This window comes from Sphingomonas sp. Leaf357, from assembly GCF_001423845.1.
GTDB lineage: Bacteria > Pseudomonadota > Alphaproteobacteria > Sphingomonadales > Sphingomonadaceae > Sphingomonas.
On record NZ_LMPM01000001.1, the window covers coordinates 1,605,032 to 1,617,872 of the forward strand.

The following is a 12,841-nucleotide window of genomic DNA, read 5'->3' on the forward strand; positions in this document are numbered from 1 at the left end:
GATCAATTGCCAAACATCGCTACCAGAATGGCTAGTGCCGCCTTCAGCGTCGTAGCATCCAGTTTGCCCAATCGTTTCACTAACCGCATCTTGTCGATGGTGCGCATTTGATCACATAGGATCAAGCCGTCCTTGCCTTGGAAGTGCGCCGGCACCCGAAAACGAGCGGGCCTGCTGCCCGAGGTGAGGGGTGCCACGATGACGGCGCGGAGGTGATCGTTCATCTGGTCCGGTGACACGATCAGGCAGGGGCGGGTCTTCTGGATCTCGCTGCCGACGGTCGGGTCCAGCGAGACCAGCCAAACTTCGCCCCGCTTCACCATTGCAGATCGGCATCACCTTCGTTGCCGAAACCCCGCCAGTTTGCTTCCTCTTCCGTCGACGTGTCCCGTCCGATTGCGGCGGCATCCTCTGCCCAGCCCGCGCGGATATCGGATACGATCGGCGTCACGATCAGCCGACCGTCTTCGACCTTCAGATCCATCGTGGCACCGATGGTCGCCCCGATCTCGCCAAGGATCGCGCGCGGCAGAATCATGCCGGTGGAATTGCCCATTTTGCGAAGCGCGGTTTGCATGGCATGCCTATATCATGACGAACACGTTGGTACAATGTTATAACTTCGAGATTTGCGCGTGCGAATGATATCTACAGCCTTGGCGGGTGCTGCCCTGGTTTTGTCCGCTATATGCTTCGCGCAATCGCCGTCGATCACCGCGCCCCCGCCGGTCCTCCACCTCGATCCGTTCTACACCCGCTATCTCGACGCCGCCGGCATTCCCATCGTGTCTTCCGCCAAGGTGCCGGACGAGGCGCTCGTCAAGGCGCGGGACATCGTCGTCGCGATGCTCTCCTACCGCCCGGATCTCGCCCGCACGCTCGTCGCACGTGGGCAGCGGGTGGCGGTGATCGCGGCCGAGGAGGGGACGGTGGACATTCCCGAGCAGCGCGACTGGAAGAAGCCCGCCCGGGGCGATCCGCGGCTCACGTTCTGCGAATCGAAGCATTACGACGAGCGGATCGGGCGGCTGAGCGATGCCGCATACTGGAACGCGCGGGCGCGGGGCATGTCCGGCCTGCTCACCACGGGGGCGGTCGAGAATCTGCTCGGCTGGCAGAGCTCGCGCTATTACGGCGAGAACATCTTCGTCCACGAATTCGGCCACAACGTGCTGAACGCGATCCAGACCGCCGATCCGAAGCTCTATGCGCGGGTCGGCAAGGCCTATGCCGATGCGCTGCGGAAAGGCCTGTGGAAGGGCGAATATACCGCCACGACGATCGACGAATATTGGGCCGAGGGCACGCAATTCTGGTTCGATTCGAACAAGGTGGCGACGTTCGACGGCCGCGTCGTCCTCTCGCACGACGATCTGAAGGCCTATGATCCGGCGCTCTACGAGGTGCTCGGCGCGGCGTATGGCAGCAATCATCATATCGGCGCCGACGTCTTCTATCTCTCCGCCGCGCGCGTGCCGCCGGGGCCGCTGCCGAAATTCACCGCCGAAGTGTGCTGAGCGGAGATTGACACGCCCGCGCGCGCCGTCACACTTCGCGCCTCGGGGGTGAATATGGGTCGTGTCGCCGGTGTCTTGAAATGGCTGACGGCGTTCGGCGTGGCGCTGGCCGGGGCGGGATCGTCGGCGCAGCAATACCAGCCGCCGCAGCATACCCAGGGGCCGCCCTTCTACGGCAATATCACGCCCGAGCAGGGCGCGATGCTCGCCGATATGGGCCTGTCGTCGGAGCGCGACCGGACGGCGCGATGGACGCTCGCCGAACATCGCCGGCTCGATCACACGCTCGCCGCGGTGCAGCCGCAGCGCAAGGGCGTGGTCGACGCCTATGTCGTCGCGGTCGCGCTGGACAGCGATCCGGTGTTCGGGCGCGAGGCGCGCGAGGCGGGCAAGGTGCTGGCGCGCCGCTACGATGCCGCCGGACGCACGATCGTGCTGGCCGGGACGGACGGCAGCGGCGACAGCACGTTGCCGCGCGGATCGCCCGACAACATCGCCGCCGCGCTCGCCCGCGTGGCCGAGGTGATGGACCCCAAGGAGGACGTGCTGATCCTCTACACGACGAGTCACGGCGCGCCGATGGGCATCGTCTATAACGACGGCGATCAGGGCTATGGCATGATCTCGCCGCAGCGCCTGTGGACGATGCTCGGCGCGCTCGGGATCGAACGGCGCATGGTGCTGGTCAGCGCGTGCTTCTCGGGCGTGTTCGTGCCGTTACTGTCGAACGTGGACAGCGTGGTCATCACCGCATCGTCGGACGATCGCACCTCGTTCGGCTGCCAGGCGGACAGCGACTGGACGTTCTTCGGCGATGCGCTGATCAACCACGCATTGCGCAAACCGCAGGATATCGCGGCGGCGGGCGCGGAGGCGGTGCGGCTGATCGGCGAATGGGAAACGCGGGGGCAGTTGAAGCCGTCTCAGCCGCAGGTCTCGATCGGCGCGAATGCGGGCGTGTGGCTGGCGGCGCTGGACCGGCGGCGGCCGAAGGAGGTCACAGCACCGGTGGGCAAGCCGGCGGTGTCGCTGCTCGACGCCAAGTAACGCGCCTTTGCACGCTTCCCGGCGTTACAGCTTCCCCAGCGAAGGCCGGGCCCCAGTCGGCGAGGCCAATGTAACTGCGCGGGGTGCTCGCCAACTATCGTTTCGCGACCGGGCCACGGCCTCCCCCGGGGGAGCGTATAGGGAGCAGTTCGAGCAAACTATTCGCCCCGCGCACGGAACCTCACCCCTGCGCATCTGTTCCGACGCGCATGCCCCAAGCCACCAAATATCCGCTTCTCGCCAAGCCGAACATCCGCCTGTCCGGACCGGTCGATCAGTTCATGTATCAGAGCTTCCGCCAGCAGCTCGAAGCCTGCCCGGAAAGCGGCACGCTGGTCATCGCGCTCACCACCTTGGGCGGCGATCCCGAGGTCGCGCGTACGATGGCCGACGATATCCGCCTGTTGGAGGATCATGACGATCGCGAGATCCTGTTCCTCGGCAAGGTCGCGGTCTATTCCGCCGGCGCGACCTTCATGGCGGCGTTCCCGGTCGATCGCCGCTTCCTGACGCGGCACACGCGGCTGATGATCCACGAACGCAAGATCTCGAAACAGATCAATCTCGACGGCCCGCTGCGCATGGTCGTCGCCTCGATCAAGGCGGCGCTGCACGAGGTGGAGCATTCGATCCTGATCGAGGAAGAGGGCTTCCGCGACATCGTAAAGGGCAGTCGCGTCGATTTCGAGGATCTGCGCGAACGCGCGCCCGCCAATTGGTACATCGAGGCGGAGCAGGCGCGCGATCTGGGTCTGGTGCTGGACGTGATCTGAGGGCGGGGCGGTCGTATGTCCGCCCTCGACCTTGCGATACCGTCATGCTGAACTTGTCTCAGCATCCATGCGCGGTCATCTGTCCGACGGACACCGTCCCCGTGGCGAGTGACCGCGCCTGAATCCTGAAACGGGTTCAGGATGACGGAAGTGCGCGCATTACAACGAGAAACCGCCGTCGATGTCGATCGCCGCGCCGGTGATGAACGACGCCTCCTCGCTCGCCAGGAAGGCGGCGAGCGCGGCAACTTCCTCGGCGCGGCCGTAGCGGCCCAGCGCGATCCCCGGGATCAGCGTCTTGGCCCAATCGCCATCGGCCGGGTTCAGGTCGGTATCGATCGGCCCCGGCTGGATCACGTTGACCAGAATGCCGCGCTGGCCGAGATCGCGCGCCCAGCCGCGCACCAGGCCGGCCACCGCCGCCTTGGTCGCGCCATAGATCGCGCCGCCGGGGATCGGCATCGTATGCGCGTTGACGCTGCCGATCACGATGATCCGCCCGCCATCCGCCATCAAGGGCACCGCCGCCGCCGTGCCGGCGAACACGCCGTCCACGTTGACGCCGAACTGCTTGGCGTAGGAATCCGCCGGGTCGGTTTCGATCGAGGCGAAATCGGCGATGCCGGCATTGTGGACGAGGATGTCGAGCCCGCCGAGCGTCTTCGCCGCTTCGGCGATCGCCGCGCGTTGCGCCGTCGCATCGGCGCTGTCGGCCTGGATCGCATGGCCGCTACGCCCCGCCGCGCTGATCGCGGCCACGATCTGCTGCGCGGCGTCCTTGTTGCCGGCATAGGTGATCACGACGTCCGCGCCCTCCGCCGCCAGCCGCCTGGCGATCGCCGCGCCGATGCCGCGCGATCCGCCGGTGACGATCGCCTTCTTGCCCTCGAGTCTGTTGCTCATGTTCCGTGTCCTTGTCGCGCGGCCCGCGATTGCGGGTCTTCGGCGCTGGTCCGGGCAGATGGGGGCGGGGGCGGGGCTTTCAATCGCCGGTTCGGACGGCCCGTCCCGCTTGGAGCAAGGAGTTGCGAAGTTTCAATGGCTTGCAGGCATGGATAGTTCTTGTTTGTCGGCTGCAAGGTCTTACCTGTGATCGATGTGGGGTGCGCAGCCTTGCTTTGCTGCACTGCGCAAACGGGGTTGCACGGCGGCCCTGAAAGGCATAGCCGGATTTCATCCCACGCCGCCGCCATGAAGGATCAACGGGCAATGGCCGAATTCTCCCTGCCGAAGAACAGCAAAGTCAAGAAGAACGGCAAGGTCCATAAGGCGCCTGCGGGGTCTGGAGCGATCCGGAATTTCAAGGTCTATCGCTACGATCCCGATAGCGGCGAGAACCCGCGTTACGACACGTTCGAGATCGATACCGAGAATTGCGGCCCGATGGTGCTCGATGCGCTGATCAAGATGAAGTCGGAGCAGGACAGCTCGCTGACCTTCCGCCGCTCCTGCCGCGAGGGCATTTGCGGCTCCTGCTCGATGAACATCGACGGCAAGAACGGCCTCGCCTGCACCACCGCGATCGAGGACGTGAAGGGCGACGTGACGATCACGCCGCTGCCGCACATGGAAGTGATCAAGGATCTCGTTCCCGATTTCACGCATTTCTACGCGCAGTACAGCTCGATCAAGCCGTGGCTGCAGACCGTCACGCCGCCGCCCTCGGGCAAGGAGCGGCTGCAGTCGCCGGCCGACCGCGAGAAATTGGACGGGCTGTACGAGTGCATCCTGTGCGCCTGCTGCTCGACCTCGTGCCCGAGCTATTGGTGGAACAGCGACAAGTTCCTTGGCCCCGCGATCCTGTTGCAGGCCTATCGCTGGCTCGCCGACAGCCGCGACGAGATGACCGGCGAGCGGCTCGACGAGCTGGAGGATCCGTTCCGCCTCTATCGCTGCCACACGATCATGAACTGCGCCAACGTCTGCCCCAAGGGCCTGAACCCGGCCAAGGCGATCGCCGAGATCAAGAAGATGGAAGTCGAGCGGGTCGTCTGATCCTTCCTCCCTCTCCCATCGGGAGAGGGAAGGGGCCCGCCGCGTTGCGGTGGGAAGGGTGAGGGTGACACCTAGTCCCCCCGATCACCCTCATCCGGCGCTGCCGCGCCACCTTCTCCCGATGGGAGAAGGAAAGAAGGGATCATTGTTCCTTGACCAGCCCCCTCTTCTCCTTCGACGACGATCCCGACCTTCCCGGCTGGAAACGCTGGCAGTTCCGCGATCCGACGCGGTACAATTCCTTCATCGAGCCGCTTCAGGTGCGCATCGACGGCGATCTGGCGCGCGTGCGGATGGTGCCGCGGCGCGAGCATTCGAACATGCGCGATGCGGTGCATGGCGGCGCTCTGCTCGGCTTCATGGACGTCGCCCTGTTCGCCGCCGCGCGCGCGTTCGGGGTGCTGTCGGCGGGCGGCGCTGTGACGCTCGATCTGTCGGCGCAGTTCATCGGCGCGGGCACGATCGACGAGCCGCTGGAGGCGCATATCGAACTGCTGCGCGAGACCAAACGCATGCTGTTCCTGCGCGGGCTGATCGTACAGAAGGGCCTGCCGACGATCGCGAGCTTTACGGGCACGTTGCGGAAGGCGTCACCGACGGGCGGGGCGGCGTGACCCTCCCCTCCGTTCGCCCTGAGCTTGTCGAAGGGCAAGCGCAGCGCTTGGGCTTCGACAGGCTCAGCCTGAACGGATGTGGTTCGGCCGTGACGGAATTCCAGAACACCGTCTGTCCTGAGCCTGTCGAAGGACGGCTTTTTCTTTTCGACGGCAAGGAAAGGCAGTGCTTCGACAGGCTCAGCACGAACGGGCCTCGGACACGGACGGGACTTGGGGCGGTTGCATGAACCATGACTAAAGTCCTCGCCGCCTACACCGCGCTTGTCGCCTCGAACGAACTGCGCGCCGATCCCGAACAGGCCGCCGCCGCCGCTCGGCTCGACGCGCTCGCCGCCGAACTCGAAGCCACGCCGAAGCGCGGCAGCATCTTGTGGAAGGTGCTGGGCAAGACGCCCGAGGCGCCGCGTGGCGTCTATATGTGGGGCGGGGTGGGGCGCGGCAAATCGATGCTGATGGACCTGTTCTTCGGCTGCCTGGCCATCACCCGCAAGCGCCGCGTCCATTTCGGCGAATTCATGCTGGAAGTGCATCAGCGCATCGCGGTCGAGCGCGCCAAGGAGTTGGGCGACCCGATCCCGCCGGTCGCCATAGCCTTGGCGGAGGAAGCGCGGCTGCTCGCGTTCGACGAGATGATGGTGACCAACAGCCCCGACGCGATGATCCTGTCGCGGCTGTTCACCGAACTCATGGCACGCGGCGTGACGGTGGTGACGACGTCCAACCGCGCGCCGGCCGATCTCTACAAGAATGGGCTGAACCGCGAGCATTTCCTCCCCTTCATCGCGTTGCTGGAACAGAAGCTCGACGTGCTGACGCTGAACGGCCCGGTCGATTATCGCCGCGACCGGCTCGGCAACCAGCCGACCTGGCTGGTGCCGAACGGGCCGGAGGCGACGCGGCAATTGTCCGACGCCTTCTTCCGCCTGACCGATTTTCCGGTCGAGGACCGCGCGCATGTGCCGAGCGAGGAGATCGTCGTGCAGGGCCGCGCGCTGCACGTACCCAAGGCGCTCAAGGGCGTCGCGGTGTTCAGCTTCAAGCGGCTGTGCGAGGCCAATCGCGGTACGGCGGACTATCTCGCGATCGCGCGGCGTTTCCACACCGTGATTTTGGTCGGCATCCCCAAGCTCGGGCCGGAGAATCGCAACGAGGCGGCGCGCTTCATCTCGCTGATCGACGCATTGTACGAACACAAGGTCAAGTTGCTCGTCGCCGCCGATGCCGAACCCGATCAACTCTACGAGAAGGGCGATGGCCGTTTCGAGTTCGATCGCACCGTCAGCCGCTTGGAAGAGATGCGGTCCGAGGAGTATCTGTCGGCGGGCCATGGCTCTAATGCAATTGCGAATTAGTTGCAATAATAGGGCGAGCGGTCTCCTTTTAGCGGTTGCCCCTGAGCCGAATCGAGCCTAAAGCGCGCCAACTTCGCAAACTTCCGAAAAAGGACAAGGGATGGCCCGCAAGAAGATCGCGCTGATCGGCGCCGGTAACATCGGCGGGACGCTCGCGCATCTCGCGGCCCTCAAGAATCTCGGCGATGTCGTGCTGTTCGACGTCGTGGAAGGCGTGCCGCAGGGTAAGGCGCTCGATCTCAGCCAGTGCGGCCCGGTCGAAGGCTTTTCCGGCAAGATCACCGGCACGAACGATTATGCCGACATCGCCGGCGCCGACGTGATCATCGTCACGGCCGGCGTGGCGCGCAAGCCCGGCATGAGCCGCGACGATCTGCTCGGCATCAACCTGAAGGTGATGAAGGCGGTCGGCGAGGGCATCGCCGCCAACGCGCCCGATGCGTTCGTCATCTGCATCACCAACCCGCTGGATGCGATGGTGTGGGCGCTGCGTGAATTCTCAGGGCTTCCGCATCACAAGGTCGTCGGCATGGCGGGCGTGCTCGATTCGGCGCGCTTCAGCCACTTCCTCGCGGAAGAGTTCGACGTGTCGGTCAAGGACGTCACCAGCTTCGTGCTCGGCGGGCATGGCGACACGATGGTCCCGGTCATCTCCTATTCGACCGTCTCGGGCATCCCGGTGCCGGACCTGATCAAGATGGGCCGTTCGACGCAGGAGAAGATCGACGCGATCGTGGCGCGCACCCGCTCGGGCGGCGGCGAGATCGTCGCACTGCTCAAGACCGGCTCGGCTTATTATGCTCCGGCGACGAGCGGCATCGCGATGGCCGAGGCCTATCTCTACGACCAGAAGCGCGTGCTGCCGGCGGCGGCGCACCTGACCGGTCAGTACGGCATCGACAACCTCTATGTCGGCGTGCCGGTGGTGATCGGTGCGGGCGGCGTCGAACAGGTGGTCGAGATCGCGCTGGACGAGGAGGCCAAGGGCAACCTCACCGTCTCGGTCGACGCGGTCAAGGAACTGCTGGTCGCGTGCAAGGCGATCGACGGTTCGCTGAACTGATTTCGATACCTTGCGGAACGTGATACTGAGGTCGCATGGCTGAGCGCGAACATATCGGCGGTCTTCGGCGACGGTCCCCGGGTTACGCCGAGGATTATGCCGCATGGCTGCAGTATCAGGTCGGTCTGATGAAGGCCGGGCGCTGGGTTGAACTCGACGCCGAGCATCTGATCGACGAGGTCGAGGATTTGGGCAAATCGGAATTCAGCGCATTTGTCAGTGCGATCGAAATCATCCTCGTCCATATGCTGAAGTGGGACTGTCAGCCCGAACGGCGCAGCCGGAGTTGGGTTGGATCGATCGTGGAACACCGGCGGCGTCTTGCGCAGGCGCTTGAGGACAGCCCAAGTTTCAAATCGCGTCGCGACGTTGCGGTGGCCCGGGCTTTCGATGTCGCCACCGCGCGGGCGGCGGCGGAGACCAACCTGCCGCTTACTTCGTTTCCTGCCGAGAACCCATTCGATTGGGATGCCATAACGTCGCGCGAATACTCGCTCGACGCATAACCCGCCCATAGAGACGGAGCAGTTTTTCAATGTCCATCCTCGTCGACAAGAACACCAAGGTCATCACCCAGGGGATGACCGGCAAAACCGGCAGCTTCCATACCGAGGCAGCGCTGGCGTACGGCACGCAGATGGTCGGCGGCGTGACGCCGGGCAAGGGCGGGACGACGCATCTCGGCCTGCCGAACTTCGATACCGTGCATGAGGCGGTGCAGGCGACCGGCGCGACCGCCAGCGTGATCTACGTGCCGCCGCCCTTCGCGGCGGACTCGATCCTCGAGGCGATCGACGCCGAAGTGCCGCTGATCGTGTGCATCACGGAGGGTGTTCCGGTGCTCGACATGGTCAAGGTGAAGCGCGCGCTCAGCGGTTCCAAGTCGCGGCTGATCGGGCCGAACTGCCCCGGCGTGCTGACGCCGAACCAGTGCAAGATCGGCATCATGCCCGGCAGCATCTTCAAGGAAGGGTCCGTCGGCGTCGTCTCGCGCTCCGGCACGCTGACCTACGAGGCGGTGTTCCAGACGTCGAACGCCGGTCTCGGCCAGACGACCGCGGTCGGCATCGGCGGCGATCCGGTCAACGGCACGAACTTCATCGACGTGCTGGAGCTGTTCCTGGCCGACGAGGCGACCAAGTCGATCATCATGATCGGCGAGATCGGCGGCGATGCCGAGGAACAGGCCGCGCAATTCCTGATCGACGAAGCGAAGCGTGGCCGCAAGAAGCCGATGGCCGGCTTCATCGCCGGTCGCACCGCGCCTCCGGGCCGCCGCATGGGCCATGCCGGCGCGATCGTGTCGGGCGGCAAGGGCGACGCGGAAAGCAAGATCGCGGCGATGGAAGCGGCCGGCATCAAGGTGTCGGCCAGCCCGTCCGAATTGGGCACCACGTTGCTCGCGGTACTGAACGGTTAACAATATCCCGCTTATGCGCGGGACCAAGAGCATCGTCTGACCTCCCCAGGGATGCGCCGAGGAACAGCCAATGGGCTATGAAGGCCAGGATTTCGCGGATATCGCCGGGGGTGTTTCCCCGGCGTTTATCGAGACGTTGTACGCCCGCTTCAAGGATTCGCCCGAGAGCGTCGAGCCGGCCTGGCGGTCGTGGTTCGAAGGGCTGGAAGGCTCCGCGCAGGGGCCGAGCTGGGAGCAGGCGAGCTGGCCGCTGACCAGCACCGACGATCTGACATCGGCGCTCGATCCGACGCAGATGGAGCCGGCCCCGAAGCCCGCAAAGGGCGGCGCGAAGCCGGCCGCGGCCGCGGCGCCACCCCCGTCGCAGGACGCGATCGTCAAGGCGGCGGCGGATTCGATCCGCGCGATGCTGCTGATCCGCACCTACCGTGTGCGCGGGCATCTCGCCGCCAATCTCGATCCGCTCGGTCTGAACGCGACGCGCGAACTGCCGTCGGATCTCAAGACCGAATATCACGGCTTTTCCGACGCCGATATCGATCGCCCGGTCTATCTCGGCGGCACGATGGGCCTGCAATGGACCACCGTGCGCGAGCTGGTCGACATCCTGCGCGCCAATTATTGCGGCAATGTCGGCCTCGAATACATGCACATCGCCGATGTCGACGAGCGCCGCTTCCTGCAGGATCGCATGGAAGGCAAGGACAAGGCGATCGAGTTCAGCCCGCTCGGCAAGAAGGCGATCCTGAACAAGGTGATCGAGGCCGAGCAGTGGGAACGCTTCTGCGGCAAGAAGTTCGTCGGCACCAAGCGCTTCGGCCTCGACGGCGGCGAGAGCATGATTCCGGCGCTGGAAAGCGTGATCAAATATGGCGGCCAGCTGGGCGTCAACGAGATCGTGTTCGGCATGGCGCATCGCGGCCGCCTGAACGTGCTGACCAACGTGATGGCCAAGCCGTATCGCATCATCTTCCACGAATTCGGCGGCGGATCGGATAATCCCGACGACGTGGCCGGTTCGGGCGACGTGAAATATCACCTCGGCACCAGCACCGATCGCGAGTTCGACGGCATCAGCGTACACATGTCGCTGGTCGCCAACCCCTCGCATCTCGAGGCCGAAGATCCGGTCGTGCTCGGCAAGGTTCGGGCGATCCAGACCATCGCGAACGATCTCGAAACGCACAGCGCCTCACTGCCGGTGCTGATCCACGGCGACGCGGCGTTCGCGGGGCAGGGGATCGTGTGGGAATGCCTCGGCTTCTCCGGCATCCGCGGCTACAATACCGGTGGCTGCCTGCACTTCGTGATCAACAACCAGATCGGCTTCACGACCAGCCCGCAATTCGCGCGGTCTTCGCCGTATCCCAGCGACGTGGCCAAGGGCGTCCAGGCACCGATCTTCCACGTCAACGGCGACGATCCCGAGGCGGTGACCTTTGCGTGCAAGATGGCGATCGAATATCGCCAGACCTTCCACCGCGACGTCGTGATCGACATGTGGTGCTATCGCCGCAACGGCCATAACGAAGGCGACGAGCCGAGCTTCACGCAGCCGCTGATGTACGATCGCATCCGGTCGCATCCGCCGGTCAGCGAAGTGTATGCCGCCAAGCTGATCGAGCAGAAGGTGATCGATCGCGCCTGGATCGACGACAACGTCAAGCAGTTCACGACCCTGCTCGAAGGCGAGTTCGAGGCGGGTGCCAACTACAAGCCGAACAAGGCGGATTGGTTCGCCGGTCGCTGGTCCGGCCTGCACGCGCCGGCCGACGGCGGTTCGTCGCGCCGCAATGTCGAGACGGGCATCGAGCAGAAGTTGTTCGATTCGCTCGGCCGCACGCTGACCACGGTTCCGGAAGGCCTGACCGTCCACAAGACGCTGAACCGCGTGCTGGATGCCAAGCGCGAGATGTTCAAGTCGGGCGCCAACTTCGATTGGGCGACCGGCGAGGCGCTGGCCTTCGGCTCGTTGCTGTCGGAAGGGTACGGCGTGCGTCTGTCGGGCCAGGATTCGGGCCGCGGCACGTTCAGCCAGCGTCATGCGGTGTGGGTCGACCAGACCGACGAGCATAAATACGTACCGCTGTGGACCGTCGAGCATGGCAGCTTCGAGGTGCTGGACAGCCCGTTGAGCGAGTATGGCGTGCTCGGGTTCGAATATGGCTACGCACTCGCCGACCCCAAGACCCTGGTTCTGTGGGAGGCGCAGTTCGGCGACTTCATGAACGGCGCGCAGATCATGATCGATCAGTTCATCGCCAGCGGTGAAGCCAAGTGGCTGCGCGCCAACGGCCTCGTCATGCTGCTGCCGCACGGATACGAAGGGCAGGGGCCGGAGCATTCGTCCGCCCGTCCCGAACGCTTCCTGCAACTCTGCGCGCAGGACAACATGCAGGTCGCCAACTGCACCACGCCGGCCAATTTCTTCCACCTGCTGCGCCGGCAGATGCATCGCTCGTTCCGCAAGCCACTCATCGTGTTCACGCCCAAGTCGCTGCTGCGCCACAAGCTGGCGGTGTCGAAGGCATCGGACTTCCTCGGCGACAGTCACTTCCGGCGCATCCTGAGCGATCCTTCGGCCCCGGCCGATGCCGACGTGAAGCGGCTCGTTCTGTGCACCGGCAAGGTCGCCTACGACCTGATGGAAGCGCGCGACGCGGCCGGCGACACCGGCACCGCGGTCGTCCGGCTCGAACAGCTCTATCCGTTCCCGGGCGAACCTTTGGTCGCGCGGCTCAAGCGGATGACGAATGTCGAGGAAGTCGTCTGGGCGCAGGAGGAACCGCGCAACAACGGTGCCTGGACGTTCGTCGAGCCGTTCATCGAGGAGTGTCTGGTCGAGGCCGGCTGCAAGGCGCAGCGTCCGCGTTACGCGGGTCGTGCGGCGTCGGCCTCTCCGGCGACCGGCCTGATGAAGCGGCACCAGCTCGAACAGGCGGCGTTGATCGCGGATGCGCTCGGCCACAATGTGCGCGAGGAATTCCGCCGCACGAAGAAGAACTAGCGCCGAATCCCTGGGTTCCTGCGCAGGCAGGAACCCAGGGCGCCGGCAAC

At 65.0% G+C, this 12,841-nt stretch carries 13 protein-coding genes; 10 read left to right on the forward strand and 3 right to left on the reverse strand.

The annotated features are described in order from the left end of the window. Positions 1–2 precede the first annotated feature (2 nt). Together ASG11_RS07430 and ASG11_RS07435 are read right to left on the reverse strand one after the other, a co-directional pair. A complete protein-coding gene (locus ASG11_RS07430; RefSeq protein WP_055777177.1) occupies positions 3–323 on the reverse strand; it encodes a type II toxin-antitoxin system PemK/MazF family toxin in 321 nt (106 codons plus the stop codon). After that, a complete protein-coding gene (locus ASG11_RS07435) occupies positions 317–577 on the reverse strand; it encodes an AbrB/MazE/SpoVT family DNA-binding domain-containing protein (RefSeq protein ID WP_055777180.1) in 261 nt (86 codons plus the stop codon). Before ASG11_RS07435 ends, ASG11_RS07430 begins: the two co-directional genes overlap by 7 nt. Positions 578–656: 79 nt before the next feature. Between ASG11_RS07435 and ASG11_RS07440 the strand changes: the two genes are divergently transcribed. The 3 genes from ASG11_RS07440 to ASG11_RS07450 all read left to right on the forward strand — a co-directional run bounded on the left by ASG11_RS07440 (position 657) and on the right by ASG11_RS07450 (position 3,337). Beyond that, positions 657–1,517 carry a glycoside hydrolase gene (locus ASG11_RS07440; RefSeq protein WP_236697417.1) on the forward strand — a complete coding sequence of 287 codons (861 nt, stop codon included), beginning with the start codon at positions 657–659 and terminating at the stop codon, positions 1,515–1,517. Positions 1,518–1,571: 54 nt separating this feature from the next. Beyond that, a complete protein-coding gene (locus ASG11_RS07445; protein ID WP_055777183.1) occupies positions 1,572–2,564 on the forward strand; it encodes a C13 family peptidase in 993 nt (330 codons plus the stop codon). A gap of 209 nt (positions 2,565–2,773) precedes the next feature. Further along, the gene (locus tag ASG11_RS07450; RefSeq protein WP_055777186.1) at positions 2,774–3,337 is read left to right on the forward strand and encodes an ATP-dependent Clp protease proteolytic subunit; all 564 of its coding nucleotides are present in this window, start codon (positions 2,774–2,776) and stop codon (positions 3,335–3,337) included. A 159-nt stretch (positions 3,338–3,496) separates the two neighbouring features. Here the strand turns inward: ASG11_RS07450 and ASG11_RS07455 are convergent, their stop codons facing one another. Beyond that, positions 3,497–4,240 (reverse strand): SDR family NAD(P)-dependent oxidoreductase, encoded by a 744-nt coding sequence (locus ASG11_RS07455; protein ID WP_055777190.1) that lies wholly within the window; start codon positions 4,238–4,240, stop codon positions 3,497–3,499. A gap of 306 nt (positions 4,241–4,546) precedes the next feature. On the opposite strand from ASG11_RS07455, the gene ASG11_RS07460 reads away from it, so the two are divergent. From ASG11_RS07460 to ASG11_RS07490, 7 genes are all read left to right on the forward strand, one after another. Further along, positions 4,547–5,332 (forward strand): succinate dehydrogenase iron-sulfur subunit, encoded by a 786-nt coding sequence (locus ASG11_RS07460; protein ID WP_055777192.1) that lies wholly within the window; start codon positions 4,547–4,549, stop codon positions 5,330–5,332. Positions 5,333–5,484: 152 nt separating this feature from the next. Then, entirely contained in the window at positions 5,485–5,946 is a 462-nt protein-coding gene (locus tag ASG11_RS07465) for a PaaI family thioesterase (RefSeq protein ID WP_055777195.1), read from the forward strand. 233 nt (positions 5,947–6,179) lie between these two features. Continuing rightward, a complete protein-coding gene (zapE, locus tag ASG11_RS07470) occupies positions 6,180–7,301 on the forward strand; it encodes a cell division protein ZapE (protein WP_055777198.1) in 1,122 nt (373 codons plus the stop codon). Positions 7,302–7,401: 100 nt separating this feature from the next. Continuing rightward, the gene (gene mdh / locus ASG11_RS07475) at positions 7,402–8,364 is read left to right on the forward strand and encodes a malate dehydrogenase (RefSeq protein WP_055777201.1); all 963 of its coding nucleotides are present in this window, start codon (positions 7,402–7,404) and stop codon (positions 8,362–8,364) included. 35 nt (positions 8,365–8,399) lie between these two features. Next, entirely contained in the window at positions 8,400–8,870 is a 471-nt protein-coding gene (locus ASG11_RS07480) for a DUF29 domain-containing protein (RefSeq protein WP_055777203.1), read from the forward strand. 29 nt (positions 8,871–8,899) lie between these two features. Continuing rightward, on the forward strand, positions 8,900–9,784 hold the full coding sequence (gene sucD / locus ASG11_RS07485) for a succinate--CoA ligase subunit alpha (RefSeq protein WP_055777206.1): 885 nt from the start codon (positions 8,900–8,902) through the stop codon (positions 9,782–9,784). Positions 9,785–9,854: 70 nt separating this feature from the next. After that, positions 9,855–12,791, forward strand: a complete 2,937-nt coding sequence (locus ASG11_RS07490; protein WP_055777209.1) for a 2-oxoglutarate dehydrogenase E1 component — start codon at positions 9,855–9,857, stop codon at positions 12,789–12,791. Positions 12,792–12,841: the final 50 nt, after the last annotated feature.

Bases quoted from the DNA above. Each gene is read 5' to 3' on its own strand.
- ASG11_RS07460 (WP_055777192.1), top strand. From the start codon at position 4,547: ATGGCCGAATTCTCCCTGCCGAAGAACAGCAAAGTCAAGAAGAACGGC.
- zapE (WP_055777198.1), top strand. From the start codon at position 6,180: ATGACTAAAGTCCTCGCCGCCTACACCGCGCTTGTCGCCTCGAACGAA.
- ASG11_RS07455 (WP_055777190.1), bottom strand. From the start codon at position 4,240: ATGAGCAACAGACTCGAGGGCAAGAAGGCGATCGTCACCGGCGGATCG.
- ASG11_RS07430 (WP_055777177.1), bottom strand. From the start codon at position 323: ATGGTGAAGCGGGGCGAAGTTTGGCTGGTCTCGCTGGACCCGACCGTC.
- ASG11_RS07435 (WP_055777180.1), bottom strand. From the start codon at position 577: ATGCAAACCGCGCTTCGCAAAATGGGCAATTCCACCGGCATGATTCTG.
- ASG11_RS07480 (WP_055777203.1), top strand. From the start codon at position 8,400: ATGGCTGAGCGCGAACATATCGGCGGTCTTCGGCGACGGTCCCCGGGT.
- ASG11_RS07490 (WP_055777209.1), top strand. From the start codon at position 9,855: ATGGGCTATGAAGGCCAGGATTTCGCGGATATCGCCGGGGGTGTTTCC.
- ASG11_RS07450 (WP_055777186.1), top strand. From the start codon at position 2,774: ATGCCCCAAGCCACCAAATATCCGCTTCTCGCCAAGCCGAACATCCGC.
- mdh (WP_055777201.1), top strand. From the start codon at position 7,402: ATGGCCCGCAAGAAGATCGCGCTGATCGGCGCCGGTAACATCGGCGGG.
- sucD (WP_055777206.1), top strand. From the start codon at position 8,900: ATGTCCATCCTCGTCGACAAGAACACCAAGGTCATCACCCAGGGGATG.
- ASG11_RS07445 (WP_055777183.1), top strand. From the start codon at position 1,572: ATGGGTCGTGTCGCCGGTGTCTTGAAATGGCTGACGGCGTTCGGCGTG.